This window comes from Wolbachia endosymbiont (group A) of Pherbina coryleti (genome assembly GCF_964026875.1).
GTDB lineage: Bacteria > Pseudomonadota > Alphaproteobacteria > Rickettsiales > Anaplasmataceae > Wolbachia > Wolbachia pipientis.
On the sequence record NZ_OZ034706.1, the window covers coordinates 414,567 to 436,407 of the forward strand.

23 protein-coding genes and 1 pseudogene are annotated in these 21,841 nt (G+C 34.8%); 13 read left to right on the plus strand and 11 right to left on the minus strand.

What is annotated here, in order from left to right:
- Positions 1-31: 31 nt before the first annotated feature.
- From typA to AAGD87_RS02180, 7 genes are all read right to left on the minus strand, one after another.
- Complete coding sequence (typA, locus tag AAGD87_RS02150) at positions 32-1,861, minus strand: translational GTPase TypA (protein WP_265023827.1); 1,830 nt, start codon at positions 1,859-1,861, stop codon at positions 32-34.
- A 105-nt stretch (positions 1,862-1,966) separates the two neighbouring features.
- The gene (pyrE, locus tag AAGD87_RS02155) at positions 1,967-2,563 is read right to left on the minus strand and encodes an orotate phosphoribosyltransferase (RefSeq protein ID WP_006279657.1); all 597 of its coding nucleotides are present in this window, start codon (positions 2,561-2,563) and stop codon (positions 1,967-1,969) included.
- Between the two features lie 3 nt (positions 2,564-2,566).
- Positions 2,567-3,751, minus strand: coding sequence for a dicarboxylate/amino acid:cation symporter (locus AAGD87_RS02160; RefSeq protein ID WP_155968759.1), 1,185 nt, complete (start codon positions 3,749-3,751; stop codon positions 2,567-2,569).
- A gap of 198 nt (positions 3,752-3,949) precedes the next feature.
- A complete protein-coding gene (locus tag AAGD87_RS02165; protein ID WP_264339174.1) occupies positions 3,950-5,275 on the minus strand; it encodes a dihydroorotase in 1,326 nt (441 codons plus the stop codon).
- 114 nt (positions 5,276-5,389) lie between these two features.
- Positions 5,390-5,965, minus strand: coding sequence for a hypothetical protein (locus AAGD87_RS02170; RefSeq protein WP_341817699.1), 576 nt, complete (start codon positions 5,963-5,965; stop codon positions 5,390-5,392).
- Positions 5,966-5,985: 20 nt separating this feature from the next.
- Complete coding sequence (locus AAGD87_RS02175; RefSeq protein ID WP_341817700.1) at positions 5,986-6,729, minus strand: hypothetical protein; 744 nt, start codon at positions 6,727-6,729, stop codon at positions 5,986-5,988.
- A gap of 80 nt (positions 6,730-6,809) precedes the next feature.
- The gene (locus AAGD87_RS02180) at positions 6,810-6,998 is read right to left on the minus strand and encodes a hypothetical protein (protein WP_022626229.1); all 189 of its coding nucleotides are present in this window, start codon (positions 6,996-6,998) and stop codon (positions 6,810-6,812) included.
- Between the two features lie 22 nt (positions 6,999-7,020).
- On the opposite strand from AAGD87_RS02180, the gene AAGD87_RS02185 reads away from it, so the two are divergent.
- The 5 genes and pseudogenes from AAGD87_RS02185 (at position 7,021) to secF (ending at position 13,635) form a co-directional block, all read left to right on the plus strand.
- Complete coding sequence (locus AAGD87_RS02185; RefSeq protein ID WP_341817701.1) at positions 7,021-9,024, plus strand: heme lyase CcmF/NrfE family subunit; 2,004 nt, start codon at positions 7,021-7,023, stop codon at positions 9,022-9,024.
- 173 nt (positions 9,025-9,197) lie between these two features.
- Entirely contained in the window at positions 9,198-10,106 is a 909-nt protein-coding gene (locus AAGD87_RS02190; RefSeq protein WP_341817702.1) for a hypothetical protein, read from the plus strand.
- Between the two features lie 57 nt (positions 10,107-10,163).
- Positions 10,164-11,473, plus strand: a pseudogene (locus AAGD87_RS02195) (IS4 family transposase).
- Between the two features lie 183 nt (positions 11,474-11,656).
- Complete coding sequence (locus tag AAGD87_RS02200) at positions 11,657-12,559, plus strand: hypothetical protein (protein WP_341817703.1); 903 nt, start codon at positions 11,657-11,659, stop codon at positions 12,557-12,559.
- 200 nt (positions 12,560-12,759) lie between these two features.
- A complete protein-coding gene (secF, locus tag AAGD87_RS02205; protein WP_264339180.1) occupies positions 12,760-13,635 on the plus strand; it encodes a protein translocase subunit SecF in 876 nt (291 codons plus the stop codon).
- Positions 13,636-13,641: 6 nt separating this feature from the next.
- Here secF and AAGD87_RS02210 read toward each other — a convergent pair whose 3' ends face one another.
- On the minus strand, positions 13,642-14,157 hold the full coding sequence (locus AAGD87_RS02210) for a TIGR02281 family clan AA aspartic protease (RefSeq protein WP_006279648.1): 516 nt from the start codon (positions 14,155-14,157) through the stop codon (positions 13,642-13,644).
- Between the two features lie 134 nt (positions 14,158-14,291).
- On the opposite strand from AAGD87_RS02210, the gene yidC reads away from it, so the two are divergent.
- From yidC to AAGD87_RS02250, 8 genes are all read left to right on the plus strand, one after another.
- Positions 14,292-16,001, plus strand: a complete 1,710-nt coding sequence (gene yidC, locus AAGD87_RS02215; protein ID WP_341817704.1) for a membrane protein insertase YidC — start codon at positions 14,292-14,294, stop codon at positions 15,999-16,001.
- On the plus strand, positions 15,979-16,407 hold the full coding sequence (locus AAGD87_RS02220) for a 6,7-dimethyl-8-ribityllumazine synthase (protein ID WP_341817705.1): 429 nt from the start codon (positions 15,979-15,981) through the stop codon (positions 16,405-16,407). The genes yidC and AAGD87_RS02220 overlap by 23 nt, the downstream gene beginning before the upstream one ends.
- On the plus strand, positions 16,407-16,889 hold the full coding sequence (gene nusB, locus AAGD87_RS02225; RefSeq protein ID WP_341817706.1) for a transcription antitermination factor NusB: 483 nt from the start codon (positions 16,407-16,409) through the stop codon (positions 16,887-16,889). The genes AAGD87_RS02220 and nusB overlap by 1 nt, the downstream gene beginning before the upstream one ends.
- A gap of 172 nt (positions 16,890-17,061) precedes the next feature.
- The gene (locus AAGD87_RS02230) at positions 17,062-17,391 is read left to right on the plus strand and encodes a transposase (RefSeq protein WP_007548762.1); all 330 of its coding nucleotides are present in this window, start codon (positions 17,062-17,064) and stop codon (positions 17,389-17,391) included.
- A complete protein-coding gene (locus AAGD87_RS02235; protein WP_010082383.1) occupies positions 17,375-17,575 on the plus strand; it encodes a hypothetical protein in 201 nt (66 codons plus the stop codon). The genes AAGD87_RS02230 and AAGD87_RS02235 overlap by 17 nt, the downstream gene beginning before the upstream one ends.
- 19 nt (positions 17,576-17,594) lie before the next feature.
- Positions 17,595-17,987 carry a transposase gene (locus AAGD87_RS02240; RefSeq protein ID WP_338481864.1) on the plus strand — a complete coding sequence of 131 codons (393 nt, stop codon included), beginning with the start codon at positions 17,595-17,597 and terminating at the stop codon, positions 17,985-17,987.
- A gap of 207 nt (positions 17,988-18,194) precedes the next feature.
- A complete protein-coding gene (locus AAGD87_RS02245) occupies positions 18,195-18,431 on the plus strand; it encodes a transposase (protein ID WP_264339149.1) in 237 nt (78 codons plus the stop codon).
- Between the two features lie 215 nt (positions 18,432-18,646).
- Positions 18,647-19,120 carry a transposase gene (locus AAGD87_RS02250; RefSeq protein ID WP_250296353.1) on the plus strand — a complete coding sequence of 158 codons (474 nt, stop codon included), beginning with the start codon at positions 18,647-18,649 and terminating at the stop codon, positions 19,118-19,120.
- Between the two features lie 237 nt (positions 19,121-19,357).
- Here the strand turns inward: AAGD87_RS02250 and AAGD87_RS02255 are convergent, their stop codons facing one another.
- The 3 genes from AAGD87_RS02255 to argB form a co-directional block, all read right to left on the minus strand.
- Positions 19,358-19,975, minus strand: coding sequence for a hypothetical protein (locus AAGD87_RS02255; RefSeq protein WP_231115830.1), 618 nt, complete (start codon positions 19,973-19,975; stop codon positions 19,358-19,360).
- Positions 19,976-20,053: 78 nt separating this feature from the next.
- Positions 20,054-20,515 carry a dUTP diphosphatase gene (dut, locus tag AAGD87_RS02260; RefSeq protein WP_006279458.1) on the minus strand — a complete coding sequence of 154 codons (462 nt, stop codon included), beginning with the start codon at positions 20,513-20,515 and terminating at the stop codon, positions 20,054-20,056.
- Between the two features lie 414 nt (positions 20,516-20,929).
- Positions 20,930-21,841: an acetylglutamate kinase gene (gene argB / locus AAGD87_RS02265; protein WP_182309211.1), complete on the minus strand. Its 912-nt coding sequence runs from the start codon at positions 21,839-21,841 to the stop codon at positions 20,930-20,932.

Here is a 21,841-nt window from a genome sequence, read left to right on the forward strand (position 1 = left end):
ACACTATTTTTCGCAAATGTTCAACCTCTGATTACTCCTTATTCTTTGCCCTTCCTGCACGCTTACGTTCATTTGGATCAAGGAATTTCTTGCGTAAACGTATAGATTTTGGAGTTACTTCCACCAATTCATCATCATCTATATACGCTATCATATCCTCCAGTGTCATTATCTTTGGTGGAGTGAGCTTTATAGCTTCATCACTACCTGAAGCTCTTACGTTTGTTAATTGCTTACCCTTTAACACATTTATCTCCAAATCATTGTCACGGCTATGCTGGCCGACAACCATGCCACAATATACCTTATCCTGTGGCTTAATAAACATAATTCCCCTGTCTTGCAAATTGAAAATTGCATATGCCACAGCCTCACCCTTATCTGTAGAAATTAAAACTCCATTGCGCCTTCCAGAAATTGGACCTCTATGTGGAGCATAACTGTGAAATAAACGGTTAATTATGCCTGTGCCACGAGAATCAGTTAAAAACTCTCCTTGATAACCGATTAATCCTCTTGATGGCACTAAAAACGTTAATCTTGTCCTGCCATTACCAGAAGGTCTCATGTCAGTTACTTCACCTTTACGGAAGCTGAGTTTTTCCATGATGATTCCACTATATTCATCATCTACATCAATTACTACTTCCTCTATAGGTTCAAGTTTTTTACCGCCTTCTTCTTTAAATAACACGCGAGGGCGTGATACCGAAAGCTCAAAACCTTCTCTCCTCATATTTTCAATTAACACTCCAAGCTGTAACTCACCACGCCCACCTACTTCAAATGCTTCACCGCTTGGTGCCAAAGTCACAGTAATTGCAACATTTGTTTCTGCTTCCGCATATAAACGATCCTTTATAGCAGTTGAAGTAAGCTTTGTACCTTCTTGCCCAGCAAAAGGTGAATCATTAACGCTCAGAGTAATCGCCATTGTTGGCGGATCAACTGGAGTTGAGCTTACTGCAGTTGTAACTTCTGGTGCTGCTATAGTATCTGAAACCGAAGCTTCCTCAAGTCCTGCAATTGCAATTATGTCTCCCGCCACAGCTTGTTCTACTGGAATGCGTTTCAAGCCAGAAAATGAGAGCAACTTAGTTAATCTTCCTCGTTCAATTACTTTGCCATCGAGGTCAAGCACCTTAAGATCTGAATTGACTTTTGCAATGCCCTGATAAACCTTTCCTGTCAATATTCTGCCAAGAAACTTATCAGACTCAAGTAGAGTGACCAACATAGCAAAAGGTGCATTTTGATTATAAACAGGAGGTTTTATATAATCTATAACCGTTGAAAATAATGGGCTTAAATCTTTTCTTTCATCAGAAAGCTCCTTAGCACACCAGCCATTTCTACCTGAAGCATACAACACTGGAAAATCTAGCTGCTCGTTGGTTGCATCAAGGTTAAAAAATAACTCATATATTTCATTTAATACTTCATCAATTCTGCTGTCTGGTCGGTCGACCTTATTGATTATCACAATTGGCTTCAAATTTGCTTTTAGTGCTTTTGAGAGCACAAATTTTGTTTGTGGCATGGGACCTTCTGCAGCGTCAACCAGCAGCAACACACCATCTGCCATGCACAATACCCTTTCCACTTCCCCACCAAAGTCCGCGTGCCCTGGCGTGTCAATAATATTGATCTTTTCATCGCCCCACATTATTGATGTACATTTTGCAAGTATTGTAATTCCGCGTTCACGCTCTTGATCACCACTATCCATCACTCGTTCTTGAACTTCTTGATTCTCGCGGAATGTGCCACTTTGTTTTAACATGTTATCAAGTAAAGTAGTTTTACCGTGGTCAACGTGTGCGATTATTGCTATATTTCGGATCGATTTAAATTCGTTCATTTTCTATCATTTCAAAATTAATTTAGTAATAAGTATACATAAAATACACTTGGAGTAAATAACTAAAGCTGTGTATAAATGCTGTGTTTCCAAGATATTATAGGATTACTTTGTTAAATATTCCCTACTCCCAGGTTTTGTTATGGGTAGTTGTTTTAATTCACTTGGAAGTTCTTCCTCGCTGTAGTTTTTGATGTTCAGTTCAATCAAAGATATGACAGGAAAAGGCAGTTTCGTTTCACTATTTCTCTTTATCAAAGAAGCTTCAGCAACAACTTTACCTCCTTCCCCTTCTGCACATTCCACTGCTTCAAGTGAAGATTTACCTGTGGTTATTACATCTTCAATGAGCAATATTTTCTCACCCTTTTTGATCTTAAATCCACGGCGTAATTCAAACTTACCATTAACGCGCTCGCAAAACATTGTCTTTATTCCAAGCTGCCTGCCAATCTCATAACCCACAATTATTCCACCAATTGCAGGAGATAATATTAAATCTATGGAGCTATTTAATTCTTTTTTTATTTTATCTGCTAATAATGCGCAAACTTTCATGGCTCTGCTTGGATTTTCAAAAATCTTCGCACACTGTATGTATGTGTCACTATGCAGCCCGGATGATAAAACAAAATGCCCATGCAAAATTGCTTCTGCTTCTTTAAATTCTTTTATTATTAGGTTATTTTCGTCTAATATCATTTTTTAAGTTTCACTATTACATTCTTTATTAATTATCTGAGTGATACAAACATCAGACCACACATTTATTGCAGTTTCAAACATATCGATGATTGTATAAATAGGCAAAATCAGTCCCATAATATGCAGAGGAACATTCATCGACATGAGATAACTGGTTGCCATAAAATAGCACCCCATCGGCACTCCAGCGTTACCAATTGCAGCCCCTGTAGCTAAAAAAATCCATATCAACATTTCGCTTAAGGAAAATACGTATCCGTTCATTTCTGCAACAAACATTACAGTGATTAGTATAAATGCAGCACATGCATTCATGTTAATTGTTGTGCATATTGGTAAAATAAAAGACGATAATTTCTTTGGCACCTTTAGCTTGTTCTGCACACATTCTATAGTTGTTGGCAATGTTGCACTGGATGATTTAGAAAAAAACGCAAGTGTGAGTGCTGGCATAACCCCTTTCAGCGTTTGAATTGGTGATATGCCTTTATACCACATAAATAGCGGTAAAATCAGAAATGCCTGCACAAAATTTGCAGACATTATGCAAACAAAATACCATAAAAGATTGTAGAACTCACTACCGCCTTTTAATTCATGCAAAAAACATGTGATAAAGGACCACACAGCAAGCGGAATGAATTTTAGTAACCCCTGAGCAATTTTAAGTAGCGTATCAAAAAGTGCAGAGAATATTTGATGTAATATATCCTGCTTTTCTTTTGAAAGTGAAACAATAGCTCCACCCATCAAAAAAGCGATTAATATGCTACCAATCATATTATTTTCAAGAAAAACTTGCACAAAATTAGAAGGAATGAGTGATTTTAAATATGAAAAATAACTGTGGTTATTGCTGTTAATACTCCCTATTGTATTACTTATGAAATTTTTTCTTGCTGGATCTATTAACAAATAAAACGATAATGCAACAAACGCAGCTATAATAGTTGTAAGCAGAGTATAAAATAGTGTTTTCTTAACTAAGACTTTGATTTCAATTGAGTCTTTGAGCCCGGAAATTGTGGAAACTATGGATAAAAAAACCAGAGGTAAGCTTATTAATTTGAGCAAGCTGATAAAGATATCACTAAATAGCTTTGCTATTTCAAATATGATTTCATTGTTTAGGTAGTAAGCAACTATTGCAAGCAGTATAGAAAAAAGTATTGCAAACTTGTGCATTGAAAATAAAACTTCAAAGTAACATTATACAATAATTTTGCTGTTTTGGAATCAGATTGATAGACAAAATAACTTTACAGATTAGGGAAAGATAAGAGGATGTGTTTATTCGGAGACAGTGTAAGATTTCTTAATTTAAATTTAGGTGCACTTAGCCCATTCTGGTGATAACAAATTGGAATAGATAAGATATGATAACTAACTCTTCTGCGAGTATATAGTTTTGCCGGACACAACAGTACGTACTACGTGTCCTTTTACTTTGCGACCATCGAAAGGAGAATTCTTTGATTTACTAGCAAAGTTGTCAGTTTTAATTTCCCATTCATGATTGAGGTCAACTAAAATTAAGTCTGCAGCAAGGTTTTTTTGTATACGACCACGTGGTATGTGTATTATATCTGCAGGCTTATATGTCAATTTTGCGAGCACATCAAGTAGACCCATTTGCCCACTGTGATAGAGTTCAAGTGAAAGGGGCAGCATTGTTTCAAGACCAACAATACCAAATGCAGCATTTTCAAGTGGCAGATCTTTAGAACTACGATCATGCGGAGCATGATCGGTTGCAATGCAATCAATCACACCTGTCTTTAAACCTTCAACCATAGCTAAACGATCTTCTTCAGTGCGAAGTGGCGGGTTCATTTTTGCAATTGCCCCATGTTGTTTTACTATATCTTCAGTCAAAGTGAAGTGATGAGGGGTTACTTCGCACGTAACATTTAATCCCAAATCTTTTGCACGTTTAATAGCATCAAGTGAATCTTTTGAAGAGACATGTAGAATATGGTAGTGCACATTCTCCATATCTTTCATGAGCAGTATATCGCGACTTACCATAACCGATTCTGACGCACTTAAGATCCCCTTTACTCCCAATTCTTCAGAAATTTTACCTTCGTTGATTGCACCACCTGCTGATAAATTTAAATCTTCTGCATGTTGAGCAATAGGAACATTCAGCATACTTGAATAAAGCAGCGCCTGTCTCATAATCATTGGGTTCATAACTGGCATGCCATCATCGGTGAACCCAACCGCACCTGCTTCCTTTAAAAGTGCCATTTCAGTCAGGTGTTCTTCCGAAGTGGTGATTTTAGCGTAAAATTCAACGTTTACATGTGAAGTTTCAAGTGCTCTATATTTCAAATATTTAGCCAAAATAACGCTATCAATTGCTGGAACAGTGTTTGGCTGACAAACTACAGTTGTAACTCCCCCCGCAGCTGCAGATTTGCTGCCTGTATATATAGTTTCTTTATGTTCCTGGCCTGGTTCACGAAAATGTACGTGAATGTCAATAAGGCCTGGCATTAGAACAAGCCCTTTACAGTCTATTGTTTCATCAACTCCACTTGTTGAAAATAATGATTCGCCAAAATCAACAATTTTATCCCCTTCAGTCAATAGCGAACCTTTTATATCAAGTTTAGTTTCTGGGTCGATAATACGAGCATTAGTATACGCAATTTTATAGCCTTCCTTTTGCCCTGTTTGCAACAAATTCCAAGTTTGAGTCATTATATTTGAGTATCAATTATGCAATAAATCTAAAGTTTTTTTAATAAAACACAACCAAATTAAAACACAGACTAAGAGCTGTCTTGAATTAAAATTATCCCAAAAATCCCGCCCTTATAACCTAATTAGCTTAGTTTTAACGTTAATGTGTGAAACTCTTAGCTCTGTTGGAGGATTTTCCAGTTGAATATCTGGCTCATTCTGCATGTTCGATAAACAAATTAAAGCTGAATCAAAATCTTCATCGAACTGTTTTGCTTCATGTATACCATCGATTATTTCCTCTAATTCTTCATCCATTTCTTGCGGCGCACTTTTTAATATCGCTTTTATTTGGTTTAAGTTTTGACGAATTTTCTCCTGATATCCAACAATTCTCTCTTGATATATATCAATCATTTTTTGACATGCGTTGCCTCTAAATGGATGTTCTTTTTTCTCTTTTATGTAAGAACTTTGAAAGTCTTTACAGTTAAGGATTGCTTCTCTATGTTTTTTTATGTCATTAATCGCGCTGACTATCGACTTATCTATTTTCTTCGAATTTTCTTCCCGTTCTTCTCTTTTAATTATACTTTTGGATTCATTTTTTATCTGGTTCATTTTGTCATACAGGTTTCTACATTCTTTGTAAGATGCCATTGGTTGTAATATTCCTTCTTCTACACCTTTATTGTAAAAATTCTTCAACTCATCACTTGATAGTATTGTTATAGCATCTTCCCTTTTATAGCCTTTCTTATAATAGTCCGAATGCGATAAGATATGTGTTTATGGCTATAGCAGGCCAGTAGCATATTACGGTCTGTTCGGATTATTGTAAAAAGAGCTATACCTTGTGATTTAGGATACTTTTTATTCAATGAACTAACATGATTTAACAAGAAATCTTTAACTAGCCCTTCTTTTTTTACTTCGGATAATCTTTCTAGTGTTTCTATATATTTCAGAGTTTCCGCAAAGAGCTGTCCACCAGAGGGAGCAAATCCTTGAAGTGATTTACTCTGTGCTTTACAAAAATCGGTTTGTAAAAAATCTTCAGCTTGTTTTTTTATTACTGAAAGTTCATTAAAGGCTTTTTCTGGATTGATTTTTCTCAAAATACTAATAGCTTTTCTAATCGCTTTTTCTCTCTTTTTATTATCTTGTTTTTCATTTAATATGAGATGTTCAGTTTTGGTAAAAGCATCACCGCGATCACTCTTTGCAATGTTACAAACGATGCTTTTTACAACTTTTTCGGTTGCTGCATAATCTATTTCTTTTGCAAAGCAGTCAACAAATGATTGCCAAACTTTTTTATTAACAAGCTTACTTGTCTTATTTTCAAAATCTTCTATATCTTTGAATCCTAAAATAGTATAGAGATTTTTTTCGATTATTGGTTCGGCATGTTGTTTTGCCACTTTACCTTTTATATTGAATGGAAATTTACTAATCTTAGTTGTACCCACAATGTTACCTCAATATTAACGCTATCTATAAAAGTATAAAGATTTAATATTTAATTTTTAATTAATACTAGCACAGCTAACTACGGGAGCATTATGCTAGCATCAATTAACACTTTAACTTCTAACTTGTCATCAGTAATATTGTTTATATAAAAACTATAATTTTTTATGCCTGAACTTGGGAATATATTGCTATTGCTAGCCTGCTTATTGTCTTTGACATATTTGTTTTTACCGCTTAGTTCTTGTCGGTTTATTACCACTGCCATATTTTTTTGTGTATCAGTGTCAATGGCTATTTTGATCTACTGCCACATTACAAATGATTTTTCACTTGAAAACGTATACTACCACTCACACACAACAAAACCTTTGATCTACAAGATTTGTGGTGTTTGGGGAAACAAAGAAGGGTCCATGTTGCTTTGGACCTTAGTGCTTGTCATGTATTTATTACTAATGGATATTTATATACCTTCTGTCATCCCAGTTTCCCCCTCTGTCATCCCAGTCTCTTCTTCTGTCATCCCAGTGCCCAGACACTGGGATCCAGACAATTTAATTGCAAATGAGTACATCAAATGGCAGTGTAATAAAAACTGGATTCCAGTGTCAAGCACTGGAATGACACCAGAACGAACTAATGGTAGTAAATTAAAAAAAATATCTCTTATCACTCATGGGCTGATTTGCTTTTGTTTTTTGCTGTTCACTTTAATTGAATCCAGCCCCTTCACTAAAATGCCAGGCATTGAAACAGATGGATTGGGTTTTAATCCGATATTGCAGGATATAGGCCTTGCTATTCATCCACCGATATTATATTTGGGGTACCTTGGATTTAGCGTTCCTTTTTCGCTCTCTATAGCTGGATTAATTTTAAATACTGAAGGAAATGTTTGGGCTAAAATTGTCAGGCCTTGGGTACTTATTTCTTGGTCGCTGCTCACTTTGGGCATCAGCTTAGGTAGCTGGTGGGCATATCGCGAACTTGGGTGGGGTGGATTTTGGTTTTGGGATCCAGTGGAAAACGTTTCTTTGATGCCGTGGCTAATTGCAGTAGCGCTGACACATTTGTTGCTCGTGGTGCGAAATTTCAATGTTTTAAGGAACTTTGCTATTTTACTTACGCTTACAACTTTTATATTGAGTGTGACTGGAACATTTCTAGTCCGCTCAGGAATACTTACCTCAGTGCACACGTTTGCAGATGATCCAAGATATGGACTATATATATTAGCTCTACTTGGTGTAATTACAGTCAGTAGCTTAGTAATATTTGTAGTATTTACGAGAAAAAATCACACGTCTGCGATGTCATTCCAATGCTTGACACTGGAATCTGAAAAGAAACCTGCTACTCAAGTGACAGAGGGTAGAAGATTCTTTTCACGCCTTACGATGATGCTGATGAACAATTTATTATTCATCACTGCCTTTTTCATTGTGTTCGTTGGCACTTTATACCCTACAGTGCTCGAATATTTAACCGGTGAATTAATTTCAGTTGGAGCACCATACTATAATTCCTTATTTAACCCTATTGCACTGGCTATTCTAGCCCTCACGATAATTGGGCAATACTGCAGTTGGCAGGGAAATAGTCTATTGCCAATATTCCGTGAATATAGATTTTCATTTTGTAGTGCTGCAGCTATTTTGCCGTTTATTTTTCACATGGAGCTAATAATTGTGCTATCAATTACTATCTCCATAGCATTATTAATCTTTGTTTTAGAAGCATACAGTAAAAGAATTTGTTTATTTAAGGTAGCATTTGGTGAATCAATTTTATTAGCAAGAAAAGTTTCTAAATCCTACTATGCAATGATGGCAGCTCATGCTGGAGTGGCAATTCTAGTGCTTGGTATAGCATATTCGGTTGGTTTGCAGGAGAAAAAAGAAAATTACTTAAAAATAGGGGATAGCATAACAGTCAATAAATTTAAAGTTACTTTACGAAATATTGAGCTAATAAAAGAAAAAAATTTCCATGCAGTGAGGGGTACAATGGATATCAGGAATTTGCTGAATAATAAGATATTAGGTGAGATGACCCCTGAATATAGATTTTACCTTGTGGAAGGTCAGAAAAATGTTGAAAGCAGTATCTACCACAATTTATTTTCTGATATTTATGTTGTAATTGGAGAGATTGATAAGAGTAAGAGCAAAATCGCAGCCAAAGTGCACTATAAACCTGGAATGTCTATAATCTGGCTTGGATCCTTTCTTATCGCTTTTGGTTCGCTCTTTGCTGCTTTTCCTTTTAGTAAACGGGCGAAGGTTGTCTAGCTGTCGTGGATTTATTAACAACGCTCCTAGGTCCAGAGTGCAATATATGAGAAATTACCGGGCTATAGATACTGATTTGCAAAGGTTAGAACCAAAGAAAGTTATATTTTTTTATTGACAGACCTATATATTACGATATTCACTAAGGGATTAGTGAGTAATGGTTATACAATATGAATGGTGGGGTATCAGACAAGGAAAAAGCTATACGCACTGCTTTCGATTTTAAGGAGCCTTACAGCGATTGGCATCAAATTTTTAAACGTCCTAATCAACAGTATAACCCTTCCAACTATGATTCGTCGAGCGAAATAAATGAACACGATATAGAAACTCAAAAGATTGAAGAAGGTGATGGCCATGATTCAGGTATTAGTTCCGATGATGAGGATGACCGGACAACTTATACAGCAGTACAATTAACTAATGATTCTCTTGATAGCCAAAGATATACAGGAATATGCATTCCAACACCAACTGATGGTTGGGCAGGTGAAAATCATCATCAGACTGGTTTATCAGGTGATTTGCCAGACGTGAGTAATAATCCACAAATTTTTGAAAGTACTGATTCAGTAGAGCATAATTCTACCTGCAATGATCATGTAATTTGTGATTCAGGTCACAATTCTGACGATGAGGATCAGATTCCAGAGGACTTTCCTTCAAGGAAACGAGTACGATCGATTGAAATTGATCAGTTTGAACCGTTGTACAAGAAGAGGAAAATAGAAGCACAAAATAATCAAAAATATACAGAAAATGTATGTAATCCAACAAATGGTGGTTTGTTAGGTGAAAGTGATAATCAACAGATTTCTGAAGATACAGAAATAACTTCTGATTGTAATCCAGATGATTCAGATCCAAAAGGGAATGAGGGCTATGGTTCAGATGGTTCTTGTGAAAGTAAAGAAAATTTGACAAAGGGCGCTGGTGGTAGTAATCAGACTTTTGAAGGTGAACAGAAAAGCTCAGAATTTCCGAAAGTTAACAATTGGTCAGATAGTGATGGGAACTCAGAAGACAGTTCGGACTGTGGTGATGATCATACGCGTCAAGTTAAGGAAATAAAGGTATGAAAGAGATAGAATAATAAGGTATAAGTTCTCCCAGATATACTTTTAGTGAGAGAACCAATGAATAAAATAACTTGCTTATCAAAAAAGCTCAAAGAATTTTTTAATGAAAAAGCAGAGAAAATCTCAATTACAACAAGGTTTATAAAAAGAAAGAGAAAGCTAAAAGGTTCATCATTCGTAAAAGCCATGGTCTTGGGTAATATAGGAGTTGATAATTGTAGCGTAGAAACAATGTGTCAATTACTAAACGAGGACTCGATAGATATAACAAAACAAGGTTTGGATTTTAGATTTACTGAAGAAGCAGTGGAATTTATGAAAAGGATGTATAATGAATCTGTGATTCTCTTTAAAAATATCTTGCAAGTTGATTGCAAAATCTTACAGCAATTTAATAGTGTTAAATTATTGGACAGTAGCTATATTACTCTACCTAACAGTATGGAAGAGATGTATAAAGGTTATGGTACTAGCTACAGTGGCTATGAAAGCAATACTAAGTCTGGAATAAAGTTACAATTAGTTTTCGACTACATGAATCAGATAATAGACCAACTTAATTTAACGGAGGGGGTAAGATCAGACCAGGGATATAGGAAACATTTAAGTAATATATTAAGCAATGATTTGCTAATATCTGATCTCGGTTATTTTGTGCCAAGTTCTTTTAAACAAATCAATGAAATAGGAGCTTATTTCATAAGTCGTCGATACCAACATATATGATGTAGAAACAAATCAAAAAATGGAGTTATTAGAATGTTGAGAGGATAAGTTATTTTTAGAAAACGAGGTATTGTTAGGAAAAGAAGCAAAAATTAGAGTAAGAATTATATGTCAGAAACTAACTGAAGAACAGTCTATGGGCAGAAGAAGGAAAGCTAATAGATTAGCAAGATCGCAGATCCTCTAAAAGAAATCAAAAATTGTTGAACTGGTCAATATTTATAACTAATGTTCCAGAAAATAAAATTAGTGCTGAGCAAGTATTAACGATTTACAGAGTAAGGTGGCAAATTGAGTTATTATTTAAATTGTATAAAAGCCATATCAGGCTTGATAAGCTAAAAGGAAAGCCATGCAGAGTATTATGTGAACTATATGCTAAATTGTGCGCAATTCTTATATTTCACGGCATAGTTGGTTGCACAGAAGTGAAAAAGAATACAGAACTTAGCTTAACAAAGGCATTTATTGAGCTAAAAAGGCGGGTTAGAGAGTTATTTTTAGTATTAACCAAAATTAATAGTTTAAAAGCATTTCTTAAAAAACTCACTATAACTTGGTCGCGATTTTCATTAAAAGACAAACGTAGAAGGGCTAGAGTATCCACTTTAACCTCTCTAAATTTGCTCACAATCTCTTAACTTGACGCGTATGGTGGTGATGATAATGTTGGTCATTATGATACAGATTGTGGTGAACGCTACAGTCATCTAAGTTTTCATGATGAAAACACAAACATAATAAGAAAAAAAGATTCTTTTTTTTTAGCCCAAATAGAACTGAATAAAGCAGAAAGGGAGAAGTATGAAAATATTTGGCAAGAAATGGACAAAATCCTTAGTAGTTCACATGAAGTTGGTCTATGTGAAGATGATATTGAGGAGTTGAAAGGGAGACTTGATGAAGTTATAAGCCAAGCACTGGAACAAAGAATTATGTTCACTTTTCCATATAGAGACGGCGAGTCCTTTGTAGACTGTATAATTAATACAACACAAGAACTATATTGGGTCGATTCTACTGAGAATTCTAGACTTCTAGAGGAGAAAAAGATATTACAAGTAATATCGGAGGGTGCAACTTTAAATAAATTTACTAAAGAAAGGTACGATGATTATGTAAATTGTATTTACAGAGAAAAAGAGATTTTAAGTCAAAGGAATAAAAATATTTTAGGACTTAATAATTTAGCATATGAAAGTATTGTAAACAAAAGCAAGCAGACTCAAAATGTATTAGGAGTAGACAAGGATAATGGATATTTTTGTATAGAATATTCGCAAGATAGTATTGTTGAAGTTGCAGAAATCCTAAACAATGAAAAAGCCAAAGACTTAAATTTAAGAGTTGGCATACTCAAAATTGGAGAAAGTATAGTAAGAGTTGAAAATGTAGAAGAAATAGGGGGAAAAAGAAATTACATGGATGTCTCAAAAGGTGGTATTGAAATGTCTTTTGCTACTGAGGTAGGAGAGATAAGTATTTATCTAAGTCCTAGTGAGAAAGGCAGCAATAAAATAAAAGTGGAGATTGATGGGGAAAACAGAGCAAGGCTTAATGAGTTAAAAAATAGGGGAAAAAGTTTAGGGGAAAACTGTCTTTTAGGAGGAAAAAGTGTTGAGGAAGCTATAGAGCATGAAAGTTTTGAAAGATATGGCAGTGTACCTAACACTGCTATGAAGGAACCTAGCTTAGGTTGCGTTGCTAACATAGCAAGGGGGGGATAAGCTTGCAGAGATAAAATGATGGGCCAAATTGGCAGTATTTCGCTTTTGTAATGTACTTCAAAATGGTAGTATGCAAGCTAGATAGAACTTAATTGACAGACAAGAATTAACTGATGGAAAAATTGACATAATCAAACAATCACAGAATAAACTAGTGAATTTTTTGAAAAGTATATAAAATTCAAGTTTAAGTAAATAGCATGGCACTTAGACTCATTCCAGATAACCTCAATATCAAGTTTAGTAAATATAGAAATTTGACAGCACTCGTTAGCATTATTCTTATCATCTTTTCAATGCTCATTGTTGTACTGCGTGGAGTGAACTTAGGCATAGACTTTGCAGGCGGAATTTTGATAGAGATAAAATCTTCAGATGAGAATCACTCTATTCTCGATGCATTAAAAGAAAATGGTTTTACAGTGCAGAGTTCAAAAGCGGGTGATAATTTAGTCATGCGTTTTAAAGATGAAGGAGATGAAGATAAAATCAAAAAGATAAAAAGCATACTAGAAGAAAAGCTAGGTAGCTCAATAAGCTATCGTAAAATAGACTATGTTGGCCCACAAATAAGCTCAACACAAATATTTGAAGGAATGTTATCCATGTTGATCGCGATTGTTGGAATATTTTTTTACGTTTGGTTTAGATTTAATTGGCAATGTGGATTCAGTGGAATAACAGCACTGATTCATGACGTGATTTTAACTGTTGGTTTTATTAGCCTAACTGGCATTGAGTTTAATATTTCATCAGTTGCAGCTCTCCTCACTGTCATTGGTTATTCAATCAATAACTCAGTAATTATATATGATCGGATTCGAGAGTATCGCAGGAGTGGTAAAAGTGGGCGGATGAGTGAGGTAGTAGATGCAAGTATCAACGCTACATTATTTCGCACTATATTAACTTCTGGTACAACCCTTCTTGCTGCTCTTCCTTTGGTATTAATCTGCACAGATGCAGTGAGAGACTTCAGCTTGATCATTTTTTTTGGTATTTTGATTGGCACTTGTTCTGCAATATTTATTTCTGCTCCTATATTGACCTACAGAGCTTTGATAAGTAGATTGTAGAAGTGTTTAGTCGCGGTATAATATCAACTTATTATCTCTTATAGTGAAATGAAAATACCTTAAAAAGCTCATTCCAAGTAGTGAATGAGACATAGAATGAGTGTTAACGCTTGCCTGTACATCATTAATCAAAAAATTTCCTATTTTAACTTGAGGTATTTGAACCACTCCAGCTTTTATTTGACCTTTCGCAGTTTCATATATTTTAAAATCCTGAACATTTTGTAAGTTAATACCAACATGTAATGCGTCTTTTTGTGATAGAACAATATCGGTTGCTCCAGTATCAAGCAAAAACGTTATATTGCGATCATTGACTTGAGCCTGAATATAAAAGTGTCCATCATATGACTTTGTAAATTCAATACTTCCACTATTCTGACCGCTATTTTGAATTCTTCCTTTATATGGTAAAAAAGTACTGAGAAATCTGTCGCTTAGTTTGTCCCTTTGTGAATCAATAAGCATTGCAGTAGTGGCTATTATTAGCAACCAAATAACTAGATTTTTCACCGCGTTCATATTGTTAAAATTTGAAGCTATTAAAATAAATTTTAAAGATCAGCGTTAAAAGTTATTATTAAAAATAAGTAAATTTCATTGTTTTAGTACAATATTTAGTATACACTTTAAGAAGATATGTTTGATTTAATTTCATGTCAGAAGCAAAAAGTTTAATTTTGGCAGCTATCCTTTCCATGTTAATCATGGTGTCTTGGCGTATTATTTATGATAATTTTTTTAGTACAAACCAAAATCAGCCATTGATTGAAAATATTGAACATATCGAATCTTTTAACGACCTTGCTCCTATAATACACCAAAATCGTTCTGAAATTATTAATTCTACTCGAGAACAGAGGGTTAGTTTAACCAATAACATGATTAAAGGATCAATTTCTCTGAAAGGTGCAAGGTTTGATGACTTAATTTTAACTAATTACCACTTAGAACCGAGTTCTTCTTCTCCACAAGTGGTGTTACTGTCACCTGCAGAATCAAAAGATGTATATTTTGCAGAATTTGGGTGGCTCGATCCGAGTAACAAGATTAAAGTTCCAGATTCTAAAGCAGTCTGGCGAGCAGATAAACTTAATCAAAAAGAGGTCAATTTATCTTGGGACAATGAGAATGGCATTTTATTTAGAATGAAAATTAACCTCGACGATAATTACATGTTTAAAGTTGAGCAAGTTGTTGAAAATAATACAAAGGATAATGTAGTTTTGGTTCCTTATGGTAAAATTAACCGTAAACGTGACAATATCAACGAATCTTATTGGATATCCCATGAAGGAGTACTGGGTGCATTTGATAATAAACTAGAGGAGTGGACATATAAGGATATTTCCAAAAAACATTTAATAAAAGCAAGCACGAGTGAAAAAAATTGGCTTGGTTTTGCTGATAAATACTGGCTCACAGCCATCATACCTGAAAAATCTGATAAAATAAATGTAAGCATTAAACACACAAACGTTAATAATACTGATAAATTCCAAGTAGATTTTGTCAAACCTTACAAGAGCATACTTCCTGGTGCAAGCGTTTCTAATGTGAATTATTTTTTTGCTGGAGCAAAAAAGTTGAATTTACTGGATTCTTATAAGGACACTCTCAATATACCCCTGTTTGATAAAGCTGTAGATTTTGGTGTTCTTTACTTTATAACTAAACCAGTGTTTTTACTGCTTGAATATTTTAACTTCGTTTTAAAAAATTTTGGCTTAGCAATATTATTGCTGACTTTAGTAATCAAACTTTTGATGCTTTCCTTATCTAATAGATCATATATTTCGATGTTTAAGGTAAAAAGCCTGCAGCCTGAATTAACTCGTATAAAAGAGTTGTATAAAAATGACAGCTTAAAGCAGCATAAAGAGACAATTGCATTGTTTAAGAGAAACAACGTAAATCCAATGTCGAGCATTTTTCCCATGCTAATACAAATACCGGTATTTTTTGCTCTATATAAAGTATTATTTGTTACTATAGAGATGAGGCATGCTCCTTTTTTTTTATGGATTAAGGATCTTTCAGCTCCTGACCCAACGAACATCTTTACATTATTTGGGTTGTTTAATTATAACTTTCCTATTTCTATAGGCATTTTACCTATAATTTTCGGTGCCACCATGATAATTCAGCAGAAGCTAAGTGAGAAAGATCAAACCAGTAAAGATGATATTCAAGTAAATGTTATGAAGTTTTTACCTTACATTTCTGTCTTTATTTTTTCTTCTTTTCCTGCCGGCCTGGTAATATATTGGATATTTAGTAATATTATAACTCTAATTCAACAGTCATTAATAAAGTTGTTTTTAACAAAAAAAGTGGTAGTAAATGTCGAGAATACTAATAGTTAATTCGATTTATTATACTGAAATAGCGAACCTTTTGCTTGAAGGTGCAATTGATAAATTAAAAGGCAGTAATGCCAGTTACGATGTAATTGAGGTTCCTGGTACATTTGAGATACCAGCTACAATTCTTTTTGCAGTCAAGAGTGGGCATACTAATTATGATGGTTATTTAGCTCTTGGGTGCGTAATTCGCGGTGAAACCGATCATTATCAATATGTTTGTAAAGGAGTAATTGAAGGCTTAAATGAGGTTGTTATGCATTATGCAATACCCCTTGGTATGGGTGTAATTACCGCTGACAGCAAAGATAAAGCACTAGTTAGAGCTGATAAAAACAAAAAGAACGTTGGTGGCCATGCAGCCTCAACTGTTTTGCGTATGATAGATTTACACAATAAATTAAAATAATGGAGGAAAAACCAGTAGATAAAAAGTGGCGCATAAAAAGAAGCACGGCAAGATTTCTTGCTGTACAAATTGCTTATTCAAATATTTTCGTAGGTTACAACAAAAGCACTTTTAAACTGGAAAATTGTGAGCTTGAGGACTACATAAATAAGTTGAAAGATATATTTGAATGTGAAGAATTTGAACATCAGTTCTTAGAAAACTTGTTATATAAGGTTATAAAAAGCAGTGAAGAATATGATAAAATAATAGAGTCTTATTTACACCCAAGTTGGTCCCTTTCACGGTTAAATCTTATAAGCTTATCTATTTTGCGTGTTGCAATATGTGAGTTAGCTAATTGTGATACGCCAGTTCCAGTTGTCATTAATGAATATACTAACATTGCATCTGATTTACTTGATAAACCAAGCGAAATAGGTTTTATTAATGGGTTATTGGATAAGGCAAAAGATGCAGTTAAATTAAATAAAAATCCTTAGCAATTGTAGCCAGCAAGCACAAGGTGTCATCCGAGTAGCTGCTGTATGAACATTGTCTACCAGATCCCAGTGCTTGACACTGGAATGGCTTTGTTGCATAGCAACTGAAAAAATCTGGTGGCTACTGACAAAATTCATTATAAAATAGCCATTTAACCTTGAAAGAAAAAATATGCCACAAAAAATGAGGGTCAGTAACCATAGCGAATATAACAAATTTCTAGAAAAAAGAGGAAATATTTTTCATTATATCAACGAAGCCATAGAAAAGTGGTACGAGAATGGTCCAAAAATACCAGGTGGCAACAATATTTATAGCGATAAAGTTGTAATTTTGGTGCACATAATAACTTGTTTATTTAGAATAGGCCTGAGGCAAACAGTTGGGTTTATAGCAGGATACCTTGAGCAAATTGGGAAAAATTTGCAAGTTATCAGCTATTCACAATCATCAAGAAGGTTTAAGAAACTCAATATTAAGATCAATGATTGCAGAAAATAATATGGAAGATATCGAAATTGCTATAGACAGTACAGGAATTAGTATATACAACAACACTCCTGGTCATAGCAAAGAAAATAGCGAAGATAGAAAGTATCGCAGCTATGAACAGACAAGAAAATTGCATGTAATGTTGAATACAAACAGCAAAAAAGCCATAGCTGTAAAATACAGTAACGGCTGATCACTATGGAGCTTGTGATTTGCTAAAAGAAGTCGATTTTCAGTATGTCATAAAAGTACTATATGCAGATAGGGCATATGACAGAGAAAAGCTCTATAAGCTGTGTAATCAATATGGTATAAAAACGAAAATTCCTCCGAAAAACAACGCAGCAGAGCATCCAAAGTTAGACTATATGGCTGAGAGAAATGCTGCAATTAGACTAATAAAATCATGCAGCGAAGATGGAATGAAGAGGTGGAAAAGGCAAACAAACTACGGAAAAAGATCTTATATAGAAAGTTTTTTCTCGCGACTGAAACAAACATTCGGGTTTAGTTTTAGGAATAAATCTGAGACAAATAGAGAGAAGGAACTAAATGCTATTTGCTCAATAAGTTCACTGATATTGGTATGGCTAAATTTGAGATAGCTTCATAAATTTATTGTGCGTTACCTACTATCCGAAGAGCGATGCAACAAAGCCCACTGGAATCCAGAAAAATTGATTGTGCACTATACAACATTTTCGATCAAAAGCTGGATCCCAGTGGGCTTTGTTGCATCGCTCAAGTGAAAAGAACTGGCAGTTACTGACAAAATTCATTATAAATAGCCATTTAACTGTTGAAGAAAAAATATGCCACAAAAAATGAGAGTCAGTAACTGCCATGAATATAACAAATTTCTCCAAGAAAGAGGAAGCATTTTTTGTTATATCAATGACGCCATAGAAAATTGGTACGAGAATTGTCCAAAAATGCAGGGCGGCAACTATATTTATAGTGATAAAGTTGTGATTTTGGTGCATATAATCGTCAGTTTCTTTAGAATTGGTTTAAGACAAACAGTCGGGTTTATAAAAGGGTATTTGTAACAAATAGGAAGAGATTTGGCAGTTATCAGCTATTCACAAGCATCAAGAAGGTTTAAGAAACTTAATATTAAGATAAATGATTGCAGAAAATAATATGGAAGATATCGAAATTGCTATAGACAGTACAGGAATTAGTATATACAACAACACACAGCAAGGAAAATAGCACTGACAGAAAATATCGTGGCTATGAGCAAACGAGAAAATTGCACGTAATGTTGAATATAAACAACAAAAAAGCCATAGCTGTAAAATACAGTAACGGTGTCTACTCTGATCACTATGGAGCTTGTGATTTGCTAAAAGAAGTTGATTTTCAGCATGCCATAAAAGCACTATATGCAGATAGAGCATGTGATAGGCACAAGTTTTATAAGTTGTGTAACGAATATGATATAAAGACAAAAATTCCACCAATAAACAATGCGGCAGAACATCCAGAAATAGATTATATGTCTGACAGGAATGCTGCTATTAGGTTAATAAAATTATACGGTGAAGATGGCATGAAAGAATGGAAAAAAGAAGTAAATTATGGGAAAAGATCTTATATTGAAGGGTTTTTCTCAAGATTAAAGCAAATATTCGGATTTAGTTTTAGGAATAAATCTGAGATAAATCGAGAAAAAGAACTAAATGCTATTTGCTTAATAAATTCACTGATATTGGTATGGCTAAATTTGAGATAGTTACATGAATTTACCATAAATCACCATCTCATAAAGTGTGATGCAACAAAGCCATCCCAGTGTCAGCTACTTGGATGACAAGAAAGGGAACACTGGAATTTTTGTTTCAGCATTAGCCATGCATCTAAACAGATACGTTGCCTTGAGAATCGCAACATCCATGCAGTTATGCGCGTAACACTGAAAATCAAAAAAACAAAGAGGCAGACTTAATCTACCTCTTTTATACTTAGCTGTCTAGTCTGGTACTTTTCCTTTAGCAGCTTGTTCAACAATAGGTGAGCCTAAATAAGTGTTAACCTCTTTAGCACCATCTTTGTCTAAACCTAATGTTTTATTCCACTTTGTTTCATTTACTGCCTCGAACTTACCTTCATCGTTTTTCTCTTTTAGTGAACCTATCTTGAAGAGTAAAGTATTGCCTAGTATACTGGTAAGCTGATTAATATCAACAATAATACGGTAGTTCTTGCCTTCTAAGCTGAAGTCTATATAATATTTATCCTTTTCTACCTTACCTTCTTCATCTTTAACTTGGTTATTCCTTGCAATTTCCCTAAATGCGTCTTTTGTTACTAGCAACCCATCCTTAATAACCTTCAGAGCTTTCAACTCAGATATTTCGTTATTTTTGCTGATAGCATATATTGCTAAATAAGTCAGCGCAGCAGCAACAAATGCTAAAACGCCCATTCCAAGTGGTGTAGCTGCAAAAGCTGCTAGCTTGCAAGTTGAAGGCCTCCAAAGCGGTGTTGAAAGTATTGCTAATCCACCTATAACGTATATAGCAGTAAATGCAACAAATACAGTGTTTGCTTTGTGGAGCTGGCCACAATGATTTTTGAAAGTTAGCATAAACGACTTCATTTAATAAAATATTAATATGCTTAAATTGTGTATAAAAGAACTGTCATAGTTAAGCTTTTTCGTAAGCTACCTGCCGCTTGAGCCAAAGCCCCCTGCATTGCGACCGGTTTCTTCTGCGCAGAATTCTTCTCTGTCATCCCAAATTACCTGAGATACAGGAGAAATAAGGATTTGTGCGATTCTATCTCCTCTTTTTATTTCGTATGGCTGATTACTTAGATTAATTAGACAAATTTTAACTTCACCTCGATAATCAGAGTCTATAGTACCCGGAGAATTTAAGACAGTGATTCCATGTTTTGCAGCAAGACCAGAACGTGGGCGGATTTGCCCCTCAAAACCGTTTGGTATTGCAATCACAATTCCAGTTGGAACAAGTAATCTTTCAAGTGGATTTAAAACAGCAGAATCATTCAATGCAGCATAAAGATCCATGCCAGCACTCTGCGTAGTTGCATAACATGGAAGAGACAAGTCTTCTCCATGTGATAATCTTTTTATTTCTACTTTAATTTTACTTCTTTGCACTCCAATTTACCATCTATGAAGACTCAATTATAGCATGTAAATTGTATCTGCAAAAGTGATAAATGTAAATGATGTCATTCCAGCGCGTGACGCTAGGCCATAAAATTCCTTGACAAGTTCAGTGCTCCTTTTTTTGTCATCCCAGTGCCTCTATGATGTCATTCCAGTCTGGAATCTAGTCCTTATTATGCAGCCACTTGGTTGAAATTAAGTCTTCTGGATCCCAGTGTCTGGGCACTGGGATGACATCATAAGGGCGCTGGGATGACACCCTGACAACCGTCATCCCGCTACTTGTTAGCGGGATCTAGAGATACCGCGAATGAATCGCGGTATGACGTAGATTGCTGTCATTCCAGTGTCAGCTACTTGAATGACACCCTCTTGGTATTCGTGTAGTTGCAAGCAGTATAGCTATAAATCACTCACAATCGATATGCTTGAATTACTCTCAGTAAATAAATCAAGCATAATGTTAGGTATTCTACCATCAACTATGTGAACAACTCCAGCACATTCCTCCGCCATTTTAACGTATGCCATAAGCCTTTCAATAAATTTTTCCCCTTTAATTTTCCCACAATCAATCGATGCATTTAAATTTTTAACAGATATCTTCCTGCCACCAATTTTATCTATTTCTTCATCTGTGTCACTCAAGATTATCATTTTAGATGCAGAAACTGCGATTGCGATTGCGCTTGCAGTGCTATCGGCATCAATATGATATGTTTCCCCATCTTTTCCATGACCAATTGGTGCAATAACTGGTATAAAATCTGATTCTTCAATAAAAAATAATATATCAGGATTGATTTCAGTGGGTCTACCGATGAACCCCATGTCTAATATCTTTTCGATATTATTTGATCTATCTTCTCTAAGCGTAGCGGTTATTTTTTCGGCTTTAATTAAGTTACCATCTTTTCCACATAATCCAATAGCTGAACCACCAGCAGAATTTATATGCTGAACAATTTTTTTATTAACTGAGCCACACAGTGCCATTTCAATGATTTTCATAGTGTCTCTGTCTGTAAGTCTGATACCATTCACAAATTTACTGTCCATACCCAGCACTTTTAACACCGAGTTAATTTCATATTCTCCGTCATGAATTATTACCGGATTTATACCAAGCTGCTTCAACAAGACAACATTATGCACAAAAGTGTTAAATAGTGTTTCATCTAAGATTATTGTACCACCGCATTTAATGACAAAAGTCTCGCCTACAAAGCTAGGTATATTAGATAGCACTTCAAATAATATTTCTGCTTTTTGTTCAAATGATACCTCACCCTTTAAGAATTCACTACTCTTCAT